Here is a 16815-nt window from a genome sequence, read left to right as displayed (position 1 = left end):
TCCGCCGCGAACGGCGCGATCTTCGCCTCGGCCAGCGAACGCACCGCCTCGCGGAGCATCTCGTGCTCCTCGGAGATACGGAAGAGATCGAAGTCAGCGCTGCCCGCCATGATGCCTGCCTCGTGGTCCAGTGACCGAAGTCTGATCGACGTCGAATCCGGGGTTAACTACCGTTCAGTAGAGATCCTAGGGCTCCGACCTGCGGCTGCCTAGCGCCCTCCGGAGGCGGGCGATCCCTGCCGAACCGGGCCGGGCGGATAGCATCAGGGCACCTCTACTGGTCGAACCCGCAACTCAAGGGGAACCCGTGACCCTGCGCATCTCCGTGATCGGCACCGGCTACCTCGGCGCCACGCATGCCGCCGCGATGGCGGAGTTCGGCTTCGAGGTACTGGGTCTGGACATCGATCCCGACAAGATCGCCACGCTCACCGCCGGCCGTGTCCCGATGTACGAGCCGGGGCTGTCCGAGCTGCTGCTCAAGCACGTGGCCGGGCACGAGGGCTCGACCGGGCGGCTGCGCTTCACCACCTCCGCCAAGGAGGCCGCAGAGTTCGGCGACGTGCACTTCATCTGCGTCAACACCCCGCAGCGCAAGGGCGAGTTCGCCGCCGACATGTCGTACGTGGACACCGCGATCGAGGACCTGGCGCCGCACCTGACCCGCCCGGCCCTGGTGGTCGGCAAGTCCACCGTCCCGGTCGGCTCGGCGGCCCGGCTGGCCGAGCGGCTGGCCGCGCTGGCGCCGGTCGGCGAGGGCGCCGAACTCGCCTGGAACCCGGAGTTCCTGCGCGAGGGCTTCGCCGTCCAGGACACCCTGCGGCCGGACCGGATCGTGGTCGGCGCCCAGAGCGAGCGGGCCGAGCGGCTGCTGCGCGAGGTGTACGCCGAGCCGATCGCGGCCGGCGTGCCGTTCCTGGTCACCGACTTCGCGACGGCCGAGCTGGTCAAGGCCGCCGCCAACTCCTTCCTGGCCACCAAGATCTCCTTCATCAACGCGATGGCCGAGGTCTGCGAGGCGGCCGGCGCGGACGTCACCCAGCTCAGCAAGGCGCTCTCCTACGACGAACGGATCGGCGGCAAGTTCCTCAACTCCGGTCTCGGCTTCGGCGGCGGCTGCCTGCCCAAGGACATCCGGGCGTTCATGGCCCGGGCCGGCGAACTCGGCGCCGACCAGGCGCTGACCTTCCTGCGCGAGGTCGACTCGATCAACATGCGGCGCCGCTCCCGGATGGTCGAGCTGGCCCGCGAGCAGTGCGGCGGCGGCTTCCTGGGCCGCCGGGTCGCCGTCCTCGGCGCCGCCTTCAAGCCCAACTCGGACGACATCCGGGACTCCCCCGCCCTCAACGTGGCCGCCCAGATCCAGCTCCAGGGCGCCCAGGTCACCGTCTACGACCCGAAGGCCGTGGACAACGCCCGCAAGATGTTCCCCTCGCTCGCCTACGCCGGCTCCGCCCTGGAGGCCGCCGAGGGCGCCCACGTCGTCCTCCACCTCACCGAGTGGGCCGAGTTCCGCGAGCTGGACCCGGTCGAACTCGGCGCCGTCGTCGCCGAACGCCGCCTCCTCGACGGCCGCAACGTCCTCGACGCCGAGGCCTGGCGCGCCGCCGGCTGGACCTACCGCGCCCTCGGCCGCCCGAGCTGACGCCTGGGAATGCCCTTCGGCGGACCGTCGTTGGCAGCGGCATGACGAACTACGGCGACGAAGCGACGGTCCGCGAGATCCGGTTCGGCGCAGCCGCCGGTGGCGCGGATCTGCTCCAGCCAGCGGGCCAGATGGTGTCGTTCGGCCGCCACGCCCTGGTGGCCGACTTCAACGACCGGGCACGGGAGCTTCTCGCCGCCTGATCAATGGCAGAGACACCTTGGGCCCTCCTTCATGCCGAGGAGAGGGCCCAAGCCAACCGGACCACAGCACAACCTCCGCCGGACTGGTCACAGGCCCGCCTGTGACCGGTCCCCAAAGTCGAAACGGCCCGCCGAATGAACCGACGGGCCGTCACGATAGATCAAGGCCAGCCAAAGCAGCCCAGTGTCGAAGCGCGCCTGCATATAGCCCAGTTGGCTCGGCGCAGAAGTCGGCATCCCAGTTTCCACGACAGCCTGGCGTGGGGCCGGACATCCGGCCCGTCTTGCCTGCCCCGCCAGATTTCAGGCCGCCTCAGGGCCGCGGGCGCTCCCAGATGACGGTGCCACTCGACTTCACCGACGCGGGAACGAACGGCCCTTCGGACTTCACATTCAGATGCCACCCGTTGCTGAACACCACACGCAGCGCACCGCTCTTGAAGCCGACAGCCGACAGGATGCTTGCACCCGTGGCCTGCTGAATCTGCCCCTTTTCACACTGGTCGAGCGTGGCGGGGCGGGCGCCTGGAGCCGTTACCGGGCCTTCTGTCCACAGGGCGCCGCAACCAACGATGACCTCACCGGATGGCTCAAGCACGAAACGAACATCATCACCCCAGGCGATATCCACCACACGATGGCCCCGCAACGGGAGGATCCACCGATCAGCGAGTTCACTCATTTCATTCGTCATGTGCGCCGCTATTCCTCTGACAGGTAGTCAAAGACATTCCCGATGCTGTCATCAGCCGGGCTTCCGTCGGGAAGCTTCGGATAGACTTTCCCCGGTACTCGCATCCACGACAACGTCCGGGTTCTTATTGCCGCCGATGCCACGCCATCCTGGCTTGTTTTTTACTGCGTGAATTGCAAGCTTGATATCTTTCCGAGAATAGCCCAGTTCCTGGCCGATGGCACCCTCGTTTGACTTTGTAGGATCGCGGAACCCCACCACCACCCCCGCCACCACCCCCGCCACCGCCACCGCCACCGCCACCGCCACCGCCACCGTCGGAGTTCATGTTGACGCGGTCCGGACCGGCTGCGTCCTCGGCGATGTTCGACGCGCCCATACCCATCAAACCGACACCCGTCGCGATGGCCCCCGCCGAAACCACGTTCGCAGGCACGCCAATGACGGCGCCGACTCCGGTGGCATCCAATGCGACGCCGAGCACCTCGCCACCGACTCCGAGGGTGGTCAATGCAAGACCGCCGGCCATCTCAGCAACCGACCCGGGATGGTGCACCATGGCGTTGCCGACCGAGGCCAGGTCACTCACAGCCGTTTCACCGAAATCCTTGGCGAAATTCCCGGCATCGGAGAAGAAATCGCCGATATCGTCACCCAGCTGCGACCAGAACCCCGGCTTCAGGGGAGCCAGGTCACGCGCCTTACCTATGATGACAGCGGCGGTACTGACAGCCCCGGCAAGTTGAGTTCTGGCATTCGCCAGCTTGCCGCGAGCGTCCTGCTGGTTCGCTTCGCCGGCGCTCCATAACCTAATGGCGTCAGTTGCCTCGCCCTGCGCCCAATCCAGAGTGGATGCATAGTTGTTCAGAGCCCTAGCTGCATCATGGAAAGCATCACCAGCCTGTAGCCATTTCCCGGGCTGGCCGTGGAATATTTTATGGAAAACGTCGAACCATCGTACTCATCAAATCATCGGCTCATCCACGCCACAAGCACTCTGCGTACGGGTTTGGTAACAGGGCTGCCGACTGTGACCTAAGAGTTCGGGCTGATCACGGCCGAGTCGAGCGACGCCTTCAGTACCTGAGCGCCCATGCCGGGTGCCTCCGCCCGGCCCTGACCGCAGAGTTCGGCATCGAGGTGCACCTGGTATAGACCAGGGGCTCGTCAGTTGGAGCACAACTGACGAGCCCCCACACTCTCAAGATCTAACGGCCCCGGCCAGCCAAGCCGAGGCGCGGGATCTCGATGGCGGGACACGTGTCCATCACCATGGCGAGCCCCGCAGCCTGCGCCCGCTCGTACGCGGATTCGTCGGTCACGCCGAGTTGGAACCAGACGGCCTTGGCGCCGATGGCAGCAGCTTCATCCGCGACCTCTCCGGCAAGATCGGACCGGACGAAGACGTCCACGACGTCGACCTCAAAGGGGATGTCAGCGAGGGACGGGTACCCCTTCTCGCCGTGCACCATCTCAGCCTTCGGGTGCACAGGAACGATCCGCTTGCCGAAGCGCTGCAACACCTCGGCCACGCCGTAGGCGGCCCGTCGCTGGTTGGACGAGAGGCCCACGACGGCCCAGGTGTCGCCCAGCTCGGTAAGGATCTTTCGGACCGTCTCCGGGTCGCCGTACATGCCCTGCCTCCTCGCAGCTGAGAGCCGAGAACTCACCACTCCCCAGCGTCACCACTTCCCCGGCCATTCCCAGCCGGGATCAGCGCAGGTCAGCCCGCCGGGTCGATATGAAATCGGATGGCACCTGGCGTAACCGTCGTCGACGTGTTCGTGAACAGCGCGCTGGCCGGGGAGGTGGCCGACCAGGCGGTGGCGGTCGGGGCGAAGGCGGTCTGGTTCCAGCTGGGGGTGGTCGACGAGGCCGCGTACGAGCGGACCCGGGCCGCAGGGGTCTCGATGGTGATGGACAGGTGCCCCGCCATCGAGATCCCGCGGCTCGGCTAGAGCGTGTCCTGTGGGTCTTGTCGGACCCGGCGAAGATCCGCAAGACACTCCCCGGGGTCCCGGGCTCAGCCGTCCAGCCGGGCGATGGTGGCGATGGACGGGCGGCGGGTGGCCCGCAGAGACGCGGCGACGGACTCGGCGTCGCGCAGGACGCGGACGGCGTTGTGCCAGGTGAGCTTGGCGAGGTCCGCCTCCGACCAGTGGCGGCCGAGGAGTTCGGCGACCAGGTTGGGGTAGCCGGCCACCGAGTCGAGGCCGTCCGGCAGGAAGGCGGTGCCGTCGAAGTCGCCGCCGATGCCGATGTGGTCGATACCGGCCACCTCGCGCATGTGGTCGAGGTGGTCGGCGACGGTGGCCGGGGTGGCGATCGGGCGCGGGTTGGCGGCCTCGAAGGCGCGCTGGCGCTCCATCGCGGGCGGGGTGGTGTCCAGCGGGTGGAAGCCGTGGGCGCGCATGTTCTCGTCGGCGGCCAGGGTCCACTCGATGGCGGCGGGCAGGATGAACTTGGGGACGAAGGTCGCCATCGCCACACCGCCGTTGGCGGGCAGCTGGGCGAGCACGTCGTCCGGGATGTTGCGCGGGTGGTCGCAGACCGTCCGCGAGGAGGAGTGCGAGAAGACGACGGGCGCCTCGGTGACCCGCAGGGCGTCCCGCATGGTGTCGGCGGAGACGTGCGAGAGGTCGACCAGCATGCCGAGCCGGTTCATCTCCCGGACGACCTCCTCGCCGAACCGGGTCAGCCCGCCGGCCACCGGCTTGTCGGTCGCGGAGTCCGCCCACGGCACGTTGTCGTTGTGGGTGAGCGTCAGGTAGCGCACGCCGAGCTCGTACAGGGCCCGCAGGGTGGCCAGCGAGCAGTCGATGGAGTGGCCGCCCTCGGCGCCCATCAGCGAGGCGATCCGGCCCTCGGCTCGGGCGGCCTCCATGTCGGCGGCGGTACGGGCCAGGCGCAGCCGGTCGGGGTAGCGCTCGACCAGGGCGTGGACGAAGTCGACCTGCTCCAGGGTGGCGCTCACCGCGTGGTCGCCCGCCAGCGAGGCGGGGACGTAGACGGACCAGAACTGCGCGCCGACGCCGCCCTCCGCGAGGCGGGCGAGGTCGGTGTGCAGGCGGTCGCTCTGGTCGGCGGCGAGGTCGAGCGCGCCGAGGTCGTACCCGGCCTGCTCGCGCATCGCCCAGGGGAGGTCGTTGTGACCGTCCACCACGGGGGCGGTACGGAGCAGGGCCCGGGCGCGGTCCAGCGGGGTGGGGGAGTCCGTCTGAGAAGTCATACGGGCTGTTCTACCCCACCCCCACCAGCGGGGTTACTTGCCGAAGCCGAAGGAGGTGGATCCGGCCACCTTGGCCCGGAGCTTCTTGCCCTTCTCGGTGGCCTGGCTGTTCAGCTCGGCCTGGAAGTCGGTCATCTTCTCGGCGAGGTCGGCGTCGAAGGCGGCGAGCATCCGGACCGCGAGCAGGCCCGCGTTGCGCGCGCCGGCCACCGAGACGGTCGCCACCGGCACGCCGGCCGGCATCTGGACGATCGACAGCAGGCTGTCCATGCCGTCCAGGTAGCGCAGCGGCACCGGCACGCCGATGACCGGCAGCGGGGTGACGGAGGCCAGCATGCCCGGCAGGTGGGCCGCGCCGCCGGCGCCGGCGATGATCGCCTTCAGGCCGCGCCGGTGGGCGTTCTCGCCGTACGCGACCATCTCGCGGGGCATCCGGTGGGCCGAGACGACGTCCACCTCGTAGGGGATCTCGAACTCGTCCAGGGCCTGGGCGGCGGCCTCCATGACCGGCCAGTCGGAGTCCGAGCCCATCACGATGCCAACGACAGGAGGGGTCATTCGGTGATCGTTCCTCGCAGGTAGGCGGCCGCATGGCGGGCGCGCTCGCGGACGTCGTCGAGGTCGTCCCCGAAGACGTTGACGTGGCCGACCTTGCGGCCGGGCTTCACGTCCTTCCCGTACATGTGGATCCGCAGCCCGGGGTCGCGGGCCATGCAGTGCAGGAAGGCGTGGTACATGTCCGGGTAGTCGCCGCCGAGGACGTTGACCATGACGGTCCACTTGGCGCGCGGCCGGGGGTCGCCGAGCGGGAGGTCGAGGACGGCCCGCAGGTGGTTCTCGAACTGCGAGGTGACCGCGCCGTCCTGGGTCCAGTGCCCGGAGTTGTGCGGGCGCATGGCCAGTTCGTTGACCAGGATGCGGCCGTCCCGGGTCTGGAACAGCTCGACGGCCAGGTGGCCGACGATGCCGAGCTCGCCGGCGATCCGCAGGGCGAGCTGCTGGGCCTCGTCGGAGAGGGCGGGGTCGAGGTCCGGCGCGGGGGCGATGACCTCGGCGCAGACGCCGTTCTCCTGGACGCTCTCGACCACCGGGTAGGCGACGGCCTGGCCACTGGGCGAGCGGACCACGTCGGCGGCCAGCTCGCGGACGAAGTCGACCTTCTCCTCGGCCAGCACGGGGACGCCGGCCAGGAACGGCGCCTGCGCTTCCTGCTCGTCGTCGACGACCCAGACGCCCTTGCCGTCGTAGCCGCCGCGGACGGTCTTCAGCACGACGGGGTAGCCGGAGCCCTCGTCGGCGAAGGCGGTCACGTCGGCCGGGTCGGCGACGATCCGGTGCCGGGGGCAGGGGACGTCGATGGAGTCGAGCTTGGCCCGCATCACGCCCTTGTCCTGGGCGTTGACCAGCGCGTCCGGACCGGGGCGGACGGCGATGCCGTCGGCCTCCAGGGCCCGCAGGTGCTCGGTCGGCACGTGCTCGTGGTCGAAGGTGATGACGTCGCACCCGGCCGCGAAGCGGCGCAGGGTGTCCAGGTCGCGGTAGTCACCGAGGACGACCTCGGAGACCACCTGCGCGGCGGAGTCCTGCGGCGTGTCGGCGAGGAGCTTGAACCTGACCCCGAGCGGGATGCCCGCCTGGTGTGCCATGCGGGCCAGCTGCCCGCCACCGATCATGCCCACCACTGGAAAATTCACATTGCCCGGGGAAGTCACCCGGCCAGGATATCCGGGCCGGTGGGGGATGGTGGAGCCGCCGGCGGGCCGTGAGTAGTGGACGCGCGTAGATGTCAAGCCCATACCCGAAGGGCTGAGCCGTTCGATGGAAGCGGGTAGCCTGGACGGCTAGGTCCTCGTCCACGCGGTCTGATCATGTGCGTGCACGCAGGGCACAAGGGGTGGCTGCTTCCCGTGCCGGCCGCCCTTTCGTCCGCAGGCACATGGAGGCAGTCCGGTATGGCGACGACCGCAGCTTCGAAACCCCGACTCGTGCAGAAGATGCGTGGGATCTCGGGCGAAGTCGTGAAGTTCGGCATCGTCGGCCTGAGCGGCGTGGTGGTCAACTTCGCCGTGTTCTGGGTCTGTATCAACAGCCTGGGCCTGGCCTCACTGCGGTCGAACATCGCGGCCACGGTGATCGCGATCGCCACCAACTACCTCGGCTACCGCTACTGGCTGTACCGGGACCGCGACGCCGCCTCGCGCAAGCGGGAGATCACGCTGTTCCTGGTGTTCAGCGGCATCGGCATGCTGATCGAGACCGGCGTGCTCGGTTTCTCGAGGTACGTGCTCGGCCTGGACTCGAACTACGAGCAGCTGGGCGCCAAGGTGGTCGGCCTGGCTGTGGCCACCGTGTTCCGCTTCATCTCGTACCGCACCTGGGTGTTCAAGACGCTGCCCGAGCCCGAGCAGAACGTCGCCCCCGCCGCCGGCGGCCAGGAGCTGGCCGAGCAGGCCGAGCTGATGCTGGCCGCCGAGCAGATCCGCTACGCCAAGGCCGAGTAGCCGCACTCCCGGAGAGCCCCCGGGGGACCCTGATGCGGGGACCCCGATGCGCCGGCTCGGCGTGCGGCCGGGCACCTGAACGACCCGAGGCCCCTCAGGGCCTGTCCGACGGATCTTGCCGGGCAGGCCCTAGTCGTCGTGGCTGCGGCCGAGGAAGAGCGCGAACACCGCCGGCTTCAGCGAGAGGAGCTCCAGCCGACCGCCGTCCGCCTCCGCGAGGTCGCGGGCGACGGCCAGGCCGATGCCGGTGGAGTTGCGGCCGCTGACCGCGCGTTCGAACACCCGGTTTCCGAGGTCGGCCGGCACCCCGGCGCCCTGGTCCTGCACCTCGACCACCACGGAGGTGCCGGAGGGCCGGACCCGCAGGGTGATCGTCCCGGCGCCGTGCATCAGCGAGTTCTCGATCAGGGTGGCGAGCACCTGGGCCACCGTCCCCGGGGTACCGACCGCGGTGACCCCGTGCAGGCCCTCCAGGGACAGCACCCGGCCCTGCTCGCGCAGTGTCGGGCCCCACTCCTCCACCTGCTGCTTGATCACCTCGTCCAGGTCGAAGGCGACGGCGGTGGGGCTGCGCGGGTCGCGCTGGGTGGTGAGCAGCCGCTGGACCACGTCAGTGAGCCGCTCGACCTGCTGGAGGGCGATGGTCGCCTCCTCCTTGACGGTCTCCGGCTCCTCGGCGAGGGCGGTGATCTCCTCCAGCCGCATGGACAGCGCGGTGAGCGGGGTGCGCAGCTGGTGCGAGGCGTCGGCGGCGAGCCGGCGCTCGGCGGTGAGCATCCGGGCGATCCGCTCGGCGCTGGTGTCCAGCACCTCGGCGATCCGGTCCAGCTCGGGCACCCCGTACCGGCGGTCGCGCGGGCGCGGGTCGCCGGAGCCGAGCCGTTCGGCGGTCTCGGCGAGGTCGGTGAGCGGCCGGGCGAGCCGTTTGGCCTGCCAGACCGCGAGTGCCACGGCGGCCTGGACGGCCAGCAGGGCGACCACTCCGAGCAGCAGCAGGTTGTTGGCGATCTCGTGGTCGACGTCCTCGCGGGACTGCTCGACGGTGACGATCTCGCCGCTGATGCCGTGCTCGGCGGCCTTCAGCAGGTGGTTCCCGGCCGGGCGGTCACCGGCCGAGAGCACCTGCTGGCCGGGGATCTGCACCTCGACGTAGCTGCCCTCGGTGACCTGGCTCTCGAAGACGCGCCCCTCCTTGACCGACTCGCCCGCGGCGAGCCGGCTCTCCACCAGGGCGAGCACCCGGACGGCGGTGGCGTCCACCCGGTCCTGGGCCGAGTTGACGATGGTGCGCTTCTCGACCAGGGCGAGCGGCACGCAGAACACCACGACGACCACCAGGACGACGATCAGCAGCGAGTTGATCATCCGGCGTTTCACGCTGCTGCTCCCCGAGGTGTTCCGCTTCATCGACCGACGCCCGGCCACGATCTCCGTACGGGGCTAATTCTTCTCGAACCGGAACCCCACTCCGCGCACGGTGGCGATGTAGCGCGGGTTCGCCGCGTCGTCGCCGAGCTTCTTGCGGAGCCAGGAGATGTGCATGTCCAGGGTCTTGGTCGAGGTCCACCACGTGGTGTCCCAGACCTGTCGCATGATCTCCTCGCGGGTGACCACCCGGCCGGCGTCGCGGACCAGGACGCGCAGCAGCTCGAACTCCTTGGCGGAGAGGGTCAGCTCCTCCTCGCCGAGCCAGGCGCGGTGGGACTCGATGTCGATCTTCACCCCGTGCGCGCCGGTGGTGAGCTGGTCGACGTTGCCGCGCCGGAGCAGGGCCCGGACGCGGGCGAGCAGTTCGGCCAGGCGGAAGGGCTTGGTCACGTAGTCGTCGGCACCGGCGTCCAGGCCGACCACGGTGTCCACCTCGTCCGCGCGGGCGGTGAGCACCAGGACGGGGCAGCTCTTGCCGTCGGCGCGCAGACGGCGGCAGACCTCAAGGCCGTCCATCTCGGGCAGGCCGAGGTCCAGGACGACGAGGTCGACCTCCTCGGTGAGGCCGGCGGCCAGTGCGGTCGGACCGTCCTCGCGGACGAGCACCTCATAGCCCTCGCGTCGCAGGGCCCTGGCGAGCGGTTCGGAGATCGCCGGATCGTCCTCGGCGAGCAGCACACAGGTCATGTGGTGATGGTAGTCCGCCGGGGTATGCGCGTACGCCCTGTGAGGTAGTTCACAGAGCGTGATCGTTATACAAGGACCGTTCGGAGGTCAACGGAGAGTTGCCAACCGGCCGTTCGGTGAAGAATCTCCGTTTGGATCTTGAAACCGAAGGAGCAGATGCCCATCTACCATGGAACAGCCAGGCAGATCCGTCACGGACTTTGCCATTCCCATACCTAATTCGCCGCGTTTGTCATCTGATAACGCCAAATATCGCCACGTAGAGTGGTTCAAGTCCACGTCCGCCGCCACCCCCCTAGGCGGACGCTGTCAGGCAAGGAACCACTACACATGGCGTCTACGACCCTGGACTCCGGCCTCAAGTCGGCCTCCCCCAGCGGCAAGACCTTCCTCGGGCACCCGCGCGGGCTCGCCACTCTCTTCATGAGCGAGATGTGGGAGCGCTTCAGCTACTACGGCATGCGCGCCCTGCTGGTGCTCTACATGACCGCCGCCGTCGCAAGCGGCGGACTCGGCATGGACAAGGCGGTCGCCGCCGCCGTGTACAGCGTGTACACGGCCATGGTCTACCTGCTGGCCCTCCCGGGCGGTTGGATCGCGGACCGCTTCCTCGGCGCCCGCAAGACCGTCGCGGTCGGCGGCACGATCATCATGATCGGCCACTTCCTGCTGGCGGTCCCGTTCAGCGGCTCGTTCTTCGCGGGCCTCGGCTTCATCGCGGTCGGCTCCGGCCTGCTCAAGGCCAACATCTCGACGATGGTCGGCCACCTCTACGACGGCCCGAACGACCCGCGCCGTGACGGTGGCTTCACCGTCTTCTACATGGGCATCAACCTCGGCGCCTTCGCGGCCCCGCTGGTGATCGGCACCATCGGCCAGAGCGTCAACTGGCACCTCGGCTTCGCCCTGGCCGGTGTCGGCATGGCGCTCGGCCTCGGCCAGTTCCTGCTGGGCACCCGCCACCTGAGCCCCACGAGCGACGTCGTCACCTCGCCGATCAGCGCCGAGGAGAAGCGCTCGATCTTCATGAAGGCCGGCATCTGGCTGGGCATCGCGGCGGTCATCTACGCCGCGCTCGCCCTGAGCGGCTCCTTCACCATCGACTGGGTGCTCTGGCCGCTGTCCATCGCGGGCATCGCCATCCCGGTGCTCGTCTTCACCAAGGTGAAGCGCGACAAGGACCTCGACGCCTCCGAGCAGTCCAAGATGAGCGGCTACATCTGGTTCTTCGTCGCCGCCGCCGTGTTCTGGATGATCTACGACCAGTCCGGCTCGACGCTGAGCATCTTCGCCGACGACCACACCGCGTCGACGCTCTTCGGGTTCAACTTCCCGTCCAGCTGGTTCCAGTCGCTCAACCCGCTGTACATCATGGCGCTGGCCCCGGTCTTCGCCTGGATCTGGGTCGCCCTGGCCCGCCGGTCGAAGAACCCCAGCACGACCATGAAGTTCGCCTTCGGCCTGCTGATGATCGGCGCCTCCTTCATCGTCATGATGCTGGCGATGGCCGCCGTCTCCGGCGACGCCAAGGTCACCCCGCTGTGGCTGGCCATGGTCTACCTGGTCCAGACCGTCGGTGAGCTCACGCTCTCCCCCGTCGGCCTGTCCGTCACCACCAAGCTGGCGCCCACCAAGTACGCCAGCCAGATGATGGGCGTCTGGTTCCTCGCGGTCACCGCGGGCGACTGCGTCGCCGCCATCTTCCAGCTGGTGCTGGGCGACAAGGTGGTCGGCGGCACGGCGTACTTCGCGGTCCAGGGCGTCATGGCGATCGTCGCCGGTGTCGCGCTGGCGATGTACCGCAAGAAGGTCGTCAAGCTCATGGGCGACGTGCACTGACGCTCGTCCCTCCCGCTCCGGGGCCGCCGTGGATTCCTGAGATCCACGGCGGCCCCGGTCGTTTCCCCCTCGGATATTCCTCTCGACGGGGCCGGGCCGGGTGTGCCTAGAGTGCCCGGCATGACGACCGACTCGCTGCCCCGCCAGTTAGCCCGCACCCGGCGGTTCACCCTGGGCGTCCCCGTCCAGCCGGAGCCCACCGCCGACGGCACCACCGTGCTGTTCCTGCGCAGCCGCGGCGGCACCGACCCGCTCACCCGCCTCTGGGCGCTGGACACCGACAGCGGTGCGGAGCGGCTGATCGCCGACCCGGCCGCGCTGGGCTCCGCGACCGGCATCGCCTCGTACAGCACCGATGCCGACGGCCGACTCGCCGCTTTCGCGCTGGACGGCGCACTGTGGCTGGCCGACACCGCCGACGGCACCGTCCGCACCGTTCCGACCACCGGCGAACCGGAGGAGGCGCGGCTCGACCCGACCGGCCGCCGGATCGCGTACGTCAGCGGCGGCGCCCTGCGGGTGGTCGGCGTCGACGGTACGGACGACCGCGCGCTCGCCGAGCCCGAGGGCGAGGACGTCTCGTACGGCCTCGCCGAGTACGTCGCCGCCGAGGAGATGTCCCGCACCCGCGGCCACTGGTGGTCCCCCGACGGCACCGCGCTGCTGGTCGCCCGGGTCGACCAGCGCCCGGTCACCCGGTTGTACCTGGCCGACCCCACCGATCCCCGGCAGCCGCCGCGCACCATCCGCTACCCGCTGGCCGGCACCGCCAACGCCGATGTCTCGCTCTGGCTGCTCGGCCTCGACGGTGGGCGCACCGAGGTCCGCTGGGACCGCTCCGCCTTCGAGTACCTCACCGCCGCCGGCTGGGACGGCCACGGCCCCTACGCCGCCGTGCAGAGCCGCGACCAGCGCACCGTCCGCACCCTGGCGATCGGGGCGGACGGCGCTACGCGGGTGCTCGCCGAGCGTTCGGACCCGCACTGGGTCGAGCTGCTTCCCGGCCTGCCGGTCCGCACCGAGGGCGGCGCGCTGGTCGACACCGCCGACCTCGGCGACACCCGGCACCTGACCGTCGACGGCGAGCCCGTCACGCCGGCCGGGCTGCAGCTGCGGGCCGTCCTCGACACGGAGGGCGAGGAGGTACTGTTCACCGCCTCCGACGAACCCACCGAGACCCAGCTGTGGACGTACGAACCGGATGTCGGCGTGCGGAAGTTGAGCAACGGCCCGGGCCTGCACACCGGAGTGCGGCGCGGCGGAACGCTCGTCCTCACCACCCACTCCGAGGGCCACCCCGGCGGTCGTACGACCGTGCTGCGGGAGGGCCACCCGGCGCTGCCGCTCACCTCGCACGCCGAACCGCCCGTCCTCGCCGCGCGGCCCGAACTGCTCCGGCTCGGCCCGCGCGAGCTGCGCGCCGCGCTCTTCCTGCCCACCGGCCGCCGCCCCGGCGACGGCCCGCTGCCCGTCCTGCTCGACCCGTACGGCGGGCCCGCCATGCAGAAGGTGACCACCGGCGGCCCCTGGCACGAGCAGGTCTCCCAGTGGTTCGCCGACCAGGGCTTCGCGGTGCTCGTGGTGGACGGCCGCGGCACTCCGGGGCGCGGACCGCTCTGGGACAAGACGATCTGGGGCGACAAGGCCGGGCCCGCTCTGGAGGACCAGATCGAGGGCCTGCACGAGGCCGCCCGGCTGCGGCCCGGACTGCTCGACCCCGACCGGGTCACCATCCGGGGCTGGTCCTACGGCGGCTTCCTGGCCGCCCTCGCCGTGTTGCGCCGCCCGGACGTCTTCCACGCCGCCTCGGCCGGGGCCGCCCCCACCGACTGGCGGCTCTACGACACCCACTGGCAGGAGCGCTTCCTCGGCCACCCCGACGAGTACCCCGGGCACTACGACTCCTGCGACCTGATCACCGAGGCACCGAAACTGAGCCGCCCACTGCTGCTGATCCAGGGCCTCGCCGACGACAACGTCTTCCCCGTCCACACCCTGCGGCTCTCCCACGCCCTGCTCGCCGCCAGCCGCCCGCACGAGGTCCTACCGCTGCGGGCCACCGCCCACCGGCCGACCGACGAGGCGACGGTGGAGAACCTGCTGCGGCACGAACTGGGCTTCCTGCGGCGGTCGTTGGGCGCGGAGTGATCGGCCCCCAACGACCGCCGCAGCATGATCGTCGGCCACCCGGTTGGCGCAGAAAGCACCTGAGCGCGCAGGAAGTCGGCCAGGCCGACTTCCTGCGCCGGACTCCGGCCACCCCGCCCGCTGCATCGGGCCCAGGCCCTGAGCGCCGCACGCGCTGAGCACACTAGCTGACTCCGGGGGCACCGAACCGGTGCCCCCGGAGTCCCCCAACTGGGGAGCCCATGCGCCGTTCGAGCCGTGGGGTGAATTCCTCGAAATCCGCGACCACAGCCCGTCGCATGGTCGCGCTCACGGCAGGTCCTCCCGTCCATGTGGGTTACTTGATTGCCGTCGCTGCCACACTCTCCGTATCCTGCTAGGCAACGCGTTGATGGAGACGAGTAGCCAGGGATCACGCGAGCAGAGAGAGCCGCCGGAAGCTGGGAAGGCGGTCTCGCGCCCCGACGTGAAGACCCTCCTGAGCGCGGGGAGGAACGACCCCGCTTGGTGGTCCAATGCCCCGCCGGCCGGCCCCCGTCACCGGGCCGAAATGAGGCCGCCACTGTGTGGCGGCGAAAGTGCGGTGGTACCGCGAGTTGCCCTTCTCGCCCGCACTCCCAAGGGATCATGACGATGTCCTTCGGAGGACCGCAATGATCCACAGCCGCGTCCGTGTCTCCGACCTGCGAGAACACATCGGCCATACCGTTTCCGTCTGCGGATGGGTGAACACCCTTCGCCTCCAGCGCAAGATGCAGTTCGTCATCGTGCGGGACAACACCGGCATGGTGCAGGTGACCCACACGCGTGACGACGGGCCACTGGAAGCCCAGCTCGAAGCCCTCACGCCCGAGTCCGCCGTGAGGATCACCGGCCGCGTCGTCGATGCGGCCCAGGTCAAGCTCGGCGGCCTGGAGATCGTTCCCGAGGCGGTCGAGGTCCTGAACCCGGCCGCCACGCCGCTGCCGATCGACGACCACACCGGCCTGGAGCAGCGGTTGGACTGGCGCTTCCTGGACGTGCGCCGCCGTCCCGCCACCCAGCTGATGTTCGCCGTGCAGACCACCCTGGAACAGGGCATGCGCGAGTACGCCTACGCGCAGGGTGCCACCGAGATGCACACCCCCAAGCTCATGGGCACCGCCTCGGAGTCCGGCGCGGAGGTCTTCAAGCTCGGCTACTTCGGCAGAAGCGCCTACCTGGCGCAGTCGCCGCAGTTCTTCAAGCAGATGGCGATCGCGGCCGGCGTCGAAAAGGTCTTCGAGATCGGGCCGGTCTTCCGCGCCGAACCGTCGTTCACCTCCCGGCACGCCACCGAGTTCACCGGCGTCGACGTGGAACTGGCCTGGATCGACGGGGTCGAGGACGTGATGGCGTTCGAGGAGCAGATGCTCGCCCACGCGATCGCCAAGGTTGCCGACCTGCACGGCGAGGCGATCACCGAGCACTTTGGCGTCGAGATCACCGTGCCCACGACACCCTTTCCCCGCATCACCATGGCCGAGGCGCACGAGATCCTGCGCAAGGGCGGCTGGGACCCCGAAGGGGGCAAGGAAGACCTGGACCCGGAGGGCGAGCGGACCATCTCGGCCCACATCAAGGAGGCCACCGGGCACGAGTTCGTCTTCATCACGCACTACCCGGTCGGCATCCGGCCCTTCTACCACATGCGGCCTGCCGACGACCCGAGCGTGACCTTGAGCTTCGACCTGCTGTGGAAGGGCCTGGAGATCACCACCGGGGCACAGCGTGAGCACCGGTACGACGTGCTGCTGAAACAGGCCGCCGACAAGGGCATGAGCGCGGGGCCGATGCAGGACTACCTGAACGCGTTCCGGTACGGGTGCCCGCCACACGGGGGCCTCGGCATGGGCCTGGGCCGAGTGCTGATGGTCATGCTCGGCCTGACCTCGATTCGAGAGGCGACGTTCTTGTTCCGCGGGCCGAACCGGCTTACCCCGTAGCCGGGTTGTGGTTGCGTCCCACGGCACAGGCAGGAGCCCGTGCCGTGGGACGCCGTCTCAGTAACGGACATTGCGCAGGTCATGCATCCATGCCTCGGTGGGGTTCTCGTCCCAGTAGGCCCGCAGTGCCAACTCCCGCTCGGAGAAGCGTCCCTGGTGGCACAGGCCACCGCGGGCGAGGGTGACGCTCATGGCGAGCGCCGACTCGGTTGTGTCCCACTGGGGTGTCAGAGCGTGGCTCCAGAGCTGGCCTCCGGGCCGCATCGTGACGGAGTGGCGATCGACCTCGTCGTGCCCGGGCGGCTCCTCGCCGGTCGTCTCGCCGAGGACGGCCGCGTTGGCTGACAGGTGCTTGTCGGGGTCGAGGTAGCCATGGAACGTCTTGGTGCCCTGGACCTGCCAAACCAGAACTCCCAGGGCGCTGCGCGCCCTCCACGGGGCAGGGAAGAATGGGCGCGGGCCGTCCGGTACGCCGGTGTGACTGTGGTGTCTGCGAGC

Annotated in this window: 14 protein-coding genes and 3 pseudogenes; 8 read left to right on the top strand and 9 right to left on the bottom strand. The window is 69.6% G+C overall.

What is annotated here, in order from left to right; translation table 11 throughout:
* The first annotated feature begins 307 nt into the window (after positions 1 to 307).
* Positions 308 to 1645, top strand: a complete 1338-nt coding sequence (locus ABZW30_RS44030; RefSeq protein ID WP_355676955.1) for a UDP-glucose/GDP-mannose dehydrogenase family protein — start codon at positions 308 to 310, stop codon at positions 1643 to 1645.
* A 41-nt stretch (positions 1646 to 1686) separates the two neighbouring features.
* A complete protein-coding gene (locus ABZW30_RS44025; protein WP_355676954.1) occupies positions 1687 to 1848 on the top strand; it encodes a hypothetical protein in 162 nt (53 codons plus the stop codon).
* A 313-nt stretch (positions 1849 to 2161) separates the two neighbouring features.
* Here the strand turns inward: ABZW30_RS44025 and ABZW30_RS44020 are convergent, their stop codons facing one another.
* The gene (locus ABZW30_RS44020) at positions 2162 to 2542 is read right to left on the bottom strand and encodes a DUF6188 family protein (RefSeq protein WP_355676953.1); all 381 of its coding nucleotides are present in this window, start codon (positions 2540 to 2542) and stop codon (positions 2162 to 2164) included.
* Between the two features lie 217 nt (positions 2543 to 2759).
* Here ABZW30_RS44020 and ABZW30_RS44015 point away from each other — a divergent pair, with 217 nt between their 5' ends.
* On the top strand, positions 2760 to 3350 hold the full coding sequence (locus tag ABZW30_RS44015) for a hypothetical protein (RefSeq protein ID WP_355676952.1): 591 nt from the start codon (positions 2760 to 2762) through the stop codon (positions 3348 to 3350).
* Positions 3351 to 3374: 24 nt separating this feature from the next.
* On the opposite strand, the pseudogene ABZW30_RS44010 reads toward ABZW30_RS44015, so the two are convergent.
* Both ABZW30_RS44010 and ABZW30_RS44005 read right to left on the bottom strand, forming a co-directional pair.
* Positions 3375 to 3476: pseudogene (locus ABZW30_RS44010) on the bottom strand (putative T7SS-secreted protein); the annotation flags it as partial.
* Positions 3477 to 3750: 274 nt separating this feature from the next.
* Entirely contained in the window at positions 3751 to 4176 is a 426-nt protein-coding gene (locus ABZW30_RS44005) for a CoA-binding protein (RefSeq protein WP_355676951.1), read from the bottom strand.
* A gap of 135 nt (positions 4177 to 4311) precedes the next feature.
* Between ABZW30_RS44005 and ABZW30_RS44000 the strand changes: the two are divergent.
* Positions 4312 to 4500, top strand: a pseudogene (locus tag ABZW30_RS44000) (CoA-binding protein); the annotation flags it as partial.
* A gap of 65 nt (positions 4501 to 4565) precedes the next feature.
* Here ABZW30_RS44000 and ABZW30_RS43995 read toward each other — a convergent pair.
* Genes ABZW30_RS43995 through ABZW30_RS43985 form a run of 3 tightly spaced genes read right to left on the bottom strand, consistent with a single transcriptional unit; the run spans position 4566 to position 7465 of the window.
* Positions 4566 to 5771 carry a dipeptidase gene (locus ABZW30_RS43995; RefSeq protein WP_355676950.1) on the bottom strand — a complete coding sequence of 402 codons (1206 nt, stop codon included), beginning with the start codon at positions 5769 to 5771 and terminating at the stop codon, positions 4566 to 4568.
* Between the two features lie 33 nt (positions 5772 to 5804).
* Complete coding sequence (purE, locus tag ABZW30_RS43990; RefSeq protein WP_355676949.1) at positions 5805 to 6329, bottom strand: 5-(carboxyamino)imidazole ribonucleotide mutase; 525 nt, start codon at positions 6327 to 6329, stop codon at positions 5805 to 5807.
* On the bottom strand, positions 6326 to 7465 hold the full coding sequence (locus ABZW30_RS43985) for a 5-(carboxyamino)imidazole ribonucleotide synthase (RefSeq protein WP_355676957.1): 1140 nt from the start codon (positions 7463 to 7465) through the stop codon (positions 6326 to 6328). Before ABZW30_RS43985 ends, purE begins: the two co-directional genes overlap by 4 nt.
* Positions 7466 to 7765: 300 nt before the next feature.
* On the opposite strand from ABZW30_RS43985, the gene ABZW30_RS43980 reads away from it, so the two are divergent.
* Positions 7766 to 8272, top strand: coding sequence for a GtrA family protein (locus tag ABZW30_RS43980; protein WP_355676956.1), 507 nt, complete (start codon positions 7766 to 7768; stop codon positions 8270 to 8272).
* Between the two features lie 129 nt (positions 8273 to 8401).
* Here the strand turns inward: ABZW30_RS43980 and ABZW30_RS43975 are convergent, their stop codons facing one another.
* Together ABZW30_RS43975 and ABZW30_RS43970 are read right to left on the bottom strand one after the other, a co-directional pair.
* Entirely contained in the window at positions 8402 to 9649 is a 1248-nt protein-coding gene (locus tag ABZW30_RS43975; RefSeq protein WP_355676948.1) for an ATP-binding protein, read from the bottom strand.
* Between the two features lie 63 nt (positions 9650 to 9712).
* Positions 9713 to 10387 carry a response regulator transcription factor gene (locus tag ABZW30_RS43970; RefSeq protein WP_030290974.1) on the bottom strand — a complete coding sequence of 225 codons (675 nt, stop codon included), beginning with the start codon at positions 10385 to 10387 and terminating at the stop codon, positions 9713 to 9715.
* A gap of 330 nt (positions 10388 to 10717) precedes the next feature.
* On the opposite strand from ABZW30_RS43970, the gene ABZW30_RS43965 reads away from it, so the two are divergent.
* The 3 genes from ABZW30_RS43965 to aspS all read left to right on the top strand — a co-directional run bounded on the left by ABZW30_RS43965 (position 10718) and on the right by aspS (position 16317).
* Positions 10718 to 12226, top strand: coding sequence for an oligopeptide:H+ symporter (locus tag ABZW30_RS43965; RefSeq protein ID WP_355676947.1), 1509 nt, complete (start codon positions 10718 to 10720; stop codon positions 12224 to 12226).
* A 120-nt stretch (positions 12227 to 12346) separates the two neighbouring features.
* Positions 12347 to 14374: a prolyl oligopeptidase family serine peptidase gene (locus ABZW30_RS43960; RefSeq protein WP_355676946.1), complete on the top strand. Its 2028-nt coding sequence runs from the start codon at positions 12347 to 12349 to the stop codon at positions 14372 to 14374.
* A gap of 632 nt (positions 14375 to 15006) precedes the next feature.
* Positions 15007 to 16317: an aspartate--tRNA(Asn) ligase gene (gene aspS / locus ABZW30_RS43955; RefSeq protein WP_355676945.1), complete on the top strand. Its 1311-nt coding sequence runs from the start codon at positions 15007 to 15009 to the stop codon at positions 16315 to 16317.
* Positions 16318 to 16374: 57 nt separating this feature from the next.
* On the opposite strand, the pseudogene ABZW30_RS43950 reads toward aspS, so the two are convergent.
* Positions 16375 to 16815, bottom strand: a pseudogene (locus tag ABZW30_RS43950) (hypothetical protein); the annotation flags it as partial.

Source organism: Kitasatospora sp. NPDC004669 (genome assembly GCF_040609455.1).
GTDB lineage: Bacteria > Actinomycetota > Actinomycetes > Streptomycetales > Streptomycetaceae > Kitasatospora.
Note: the sequence above shows the minus strand (reverse complement) of the source record. Positions and strands in the feature narration are given on the sequence as shown.

Excerpts from the sequence above, each read along its gene's own strand:
- ABZW30_RS43995 (WP_355676950.1), bottom strand. The coding sequence starts at position 5,771 with ATGACTTCTCAGACGGACTCCCCCACCCCGCTGGACCGCGCCCGGGCC.
- aspS (WP_355676945.1), top strand. The coding sequence starts at position 15,007 with ATGATCCACAGCCGCGTCCGTGTCTCCGACCTGCGAGAACACATCGGC.
- ABZW30_RS44005 (WP_355676951.1), bottom strand. The coding sequence starts at position 4,176 with ATGTACGGCGACCCGGAGACGGTCCGAAAGATCCTTACCGAGCTGGGC.
- ABZW30_RS44015 (WP_355676952.1), top strand. The coding sequence starts at position 2,760 with ATGGCACCCTCGTTTGACTTTGTAGGATCGCGGAACCCCACCACCACC.
- purE (WP_355676949.1), bottom strand. The coding sequence starts at position 6,329 with ATGACCCCTCCTGTCGTTGGCATCGTGATGGGCTCGGACTCCGACTGG.
- ABZW30_RS44025 (WP_355676954.1), top strand. The coding sequence starts at position 1,687 with ATGACGAACTACGGCGACGAAGCGACGGTCCGCGAGATCCGGTTCGGC.
- ABZW30_RS43965 (WP_355676947.1), top strand. The coding sequence starts at position 10,718 with ATGGCGTCTACGACCCTGGACTCCGGCCTCAAGTCGGCCTCCCCCAGC.
- ABZW30_RS44020 (WP_355676953.1), bottom strand. The coding sequence starts at position 2,542 with ATGACGAATGAAATGAGTGAACTCGCTGATCGGTGGATCCTCCCGTTG.
- ABZW30_RS43980 (WP_355676956.1), top strand. The coding sequence starts at position 7,766 with ATGCGTGGGATCTCGGGCGAAGTCGTGAAGTTCGGCATCGTCGGCCTG.
- ABZW30_RS43960 (WP_355676946.1), top strand. The coding sequence starts at position 12,347 with ATGACGACCGACTCGCTGCCCCGCCAGTTAGCCCGCACCCGGCGGTTC.
- ABZW30_RS43970 (WP_030290974.1), bottom strand. The coding sequence starts at position 10,387 with ATGACCTGTGTGCTGCTCGCCGAGGACGATCCGGCGATCTCCGAACCG.